Annotated in this window: 4 protein-coding genes; 1 reads left to right on the top strand and 3 read right to left on the bottom strand. The window is 45.3% G+C overall.

The features are described from left to right. Window positions 1–52 precede the first annotated feature (52 nt). The 3 genes from F8S12_RS11400 to psbX form a co-directional block, all read right to left on the bottom strand. The gene (locus tag F8S12_RS11400; protein ID WP_196516403.1) at window positions 53–613 is read right to left on the bottom strand and encodes a TolB family protein; all 561 of its coding nucleotides are present in this window, start codon (window positions 611–613) and stop codon (window positions 53–55) included. Between the two features lie 47 nt (window positions 614–660). Continuing rightward, a complete protein-coding gene (locus F8S12_RS11395) occupies window positions 661–1,575 on the bottom strand; it encodes a Ycf66 family protein (RefSeq protein WP_196516402.1) in 915 nt (304 codons plus the stop codon). Window positions 1,576–1,828: 253 nt separating this feature from the next. After that, a complete protein-coding gene (psbX, locus tag F8S12_RS11390; protein ID WP_174709687.1) occupies window positions 1,829–1,948 on the bottom strand; it encodes a photosystem II reaction center X protein in 120 nt (39 codons plus the stop codon). Window positions 1,949–2,182: 234 nt separating this feature from the next. Between psbX and F8S12_RS11385 the strand changes: the two genes are divergently transcribed. Further along, on the top strand, window positions 2,183–2,476 hold the full coding sequence (locus F8S12_RS11385; RefSeq protein WP_196516401.1) for a YggT family protein: 294 nt from the start codon (window positions 2,183–2,185) through the stop codon (window positions 2,474–2,476). Window positions 2,477–2,558: the final 82 nt, after the last annotated feature.

Raw genomic sequence — 2,558 nt, 5'->3', positions numbered from 1 at the left:
CCCTGCTCCCTGCTCCCTGCTCCCTGCTCCCCTGCTCCCTGCTCCCCTACCTCTACGGAGATGAACCTACAGTTGCACCATTAGGAATATCTAACTCAATATTTAGCCCCCGGTCTAGGACTTCAATATCCCACTGACCACGACTGGCGGTTTCAAAAACAACATAACGTCCATCTGGGCTAATATTTGGTTTTCTGATCCAGCCGCGATAGGTTGGGGTGACGATTTGCGACTGTTGCGTAGCGCGATCGTAAAGCGCTACAACTGGTCTACCTTGGTCGCTAGTAATATAAGCAATATAACGCCCGGTGTAGCTCAAGCTAGGACTTTCGGCAATTGTCTCTGATCGGTTTATCCCCGGTGTGCGAATAAACAGTTGCCTCTCCAAATCGTACACTAGTAACTGCTGATTACCATTTCGATTAGATACAAACGCTAAAAAGCGCCCATTTCCACTCAAAGCAGGTTGCTCCTCGGTGTAGCGACTGTTGAGGGAAGTAGGCCCTATGGGAATATTATTAGAACCACAAGATACAAGCAAACTTGTTAAACTAAAAAACAGGCTCCAATGAATTGGTCTTTGGAGCCAAAATGTCGGCTTAAATTTTTCCACCTCAACTTTTTTCCGTTGCCTCTAAACCTACTTCCAAGCCAACTGCTTTAAACATCGTCATCAAAATCGGTCGAATTATCTGGCCGCTCATTTGGCTTTTCAACCGGGTTGTATGGCACATAATCAGTTGGTATCGCCTCATCATCTTCGCGCGGTCTTCGAGGAGCAGAGTCAGTGGGCGGACGCCGCCTTCTGGGTCTTGGAGCAACATCATCTTCACGACTTTCGGGACGCTGGGGGGCGTTATTACTGCGGCGAGAAGGTTTTCTAGCTTCCCCTCCCGAAGTTTCCCAATCATCAACTTCTCTAGATGAAGAACCCCAATTTTCTTCTTGAGAGCTTTCAGAGGGGCGATTCACCGGACGCCCAGAAGGACGCCGACGTGTTCTATCAGCTGGAGCCTGTCTTTCACTACTGCTACTGTTGCGGCGTTCTGAACGACGGGGGGGTTGTTCTTCGTAGTAGTCATCACGAGTTGAAATCTCATCCCTGCTACCCCGAATCCGGGGACGCACGGGGCGCTCCTCTTCTTCATAAGGCAATGGATCTAAGTCTGCATCCATTTCAGCTTCATACTTTCTGCGATTATTGTACTCATAGCGATCGCTAACCGGTCGGTCTTCGTCCACAATCGGAGTGTTGCGCTTTGCTTGCTGGGTAGCTATACTCCGCAGACGAATACTTTCAACCGCAAAAAACACAGTTGTGCCCACTAAAAGTAATTGACCAAATTGGAGAATCGGGTCTAGCCGCCATCCTTGAAAGACGAGAATGAAGCCGCAGAGCAAGCCCACCGCCGCGAAAAAGATATCTTGATCCCGTGACAATTCCGGGCGCACAGTGCGGAGAAAATACAGTGCTGCCCCAGCCACAGCCAGGAAAATTCCTAAAATACTGGCTGAGTTCGCCCCAAAATTTACCTGAGCCAGAAAACTGGCTGAGTTCAGCCCAAAATTTATCATTGCTGTTTTCCCAATATCAAATCTATGTTAGCGAGTCACAATTAAAATCACTACTGTAATTAAGCGCAATAGATTAAAGCTTCAAAGCCTCTGGTAAAGAAGCTCTGAAGCTATTCACCGAAAAGTAAAAAACACTATGTCTGTTATCTACAACTGCCAGCAACGGCAAAAACTGCTGCTTTTGGTGCAATTATAAGTAGATAGCTGACAAACAATCAATCAATTATGAGAGTCAATTCGACTCTCATAAGCATTATGAACGTTGGATTTTATCTTTCTGGCTAATGAAAATTAGACCAACTGTAGCGGGTATTACAACAATTGCAGTACCCCAAAGCAGACTCCAAAGAAAATTTGCTAAAGAAGGCGTCATATTTCTCAACCTTTTTTTACACACTTCATTTTAATTTTAATAGTGTATTACTTTCTTGAGAAGCCTCTGGACGTGAACTGCCAAATTTGGTAAGTGCTCTCACCGAAGCAGTGTTGAGTGCTGAGTTCTTATTTATTGAAATAAAATTATAATGATAGTGCTTTACAAAGCTTCAAATTTTCTAGCGATCGCCTAAGTTTTTCTTTCTTCACAGACAGATAGTAGCTTAAACTGATGACTGGTCTTAACCTGACTGCTTGGATTCTTGGCCCCGTATTGGGGGTGATGACATTTTTATTTATATTCCGCATCATTCTCACTTGGTATCCACAAGTGGATCTGAATCGTTTGCCCTTTAATTTAATAGCTTGGCCTACTGAACCATTTTTAGTGCCGTTGCGAAAGCTAGTGTCACCAATAGGCGGAGTGGACATAACACCCATTATTTGGGTTGGTATCTTCAGCCTGCTGCGAGAAATTCTGCTAGGTCAGCAAGGATTGTTAACTATGCTATCTCGTGTAAATTAGGATGGGGCATGGGGCAAAACAGTTCCGAGTTCCGAGTAAAGAAGTGAGATTTCCCACTCAGCACTCCCCACTCCCCACTCCC

Origin of the sequence: Nostoc sp. WHI (genome assembly GCF_015714725.1) — a bacterium.
GTDB lineage: Bacteria > Cyanobacteriota > Cyanobacteriia > Cyanobacteriales > Nostocaceae > Nostoc.
The sequence above is the reverse complement of the archived record's forward strand: the minus strand, read 5'-3'. Positions and strand labels throughout refer to the sequence as shown.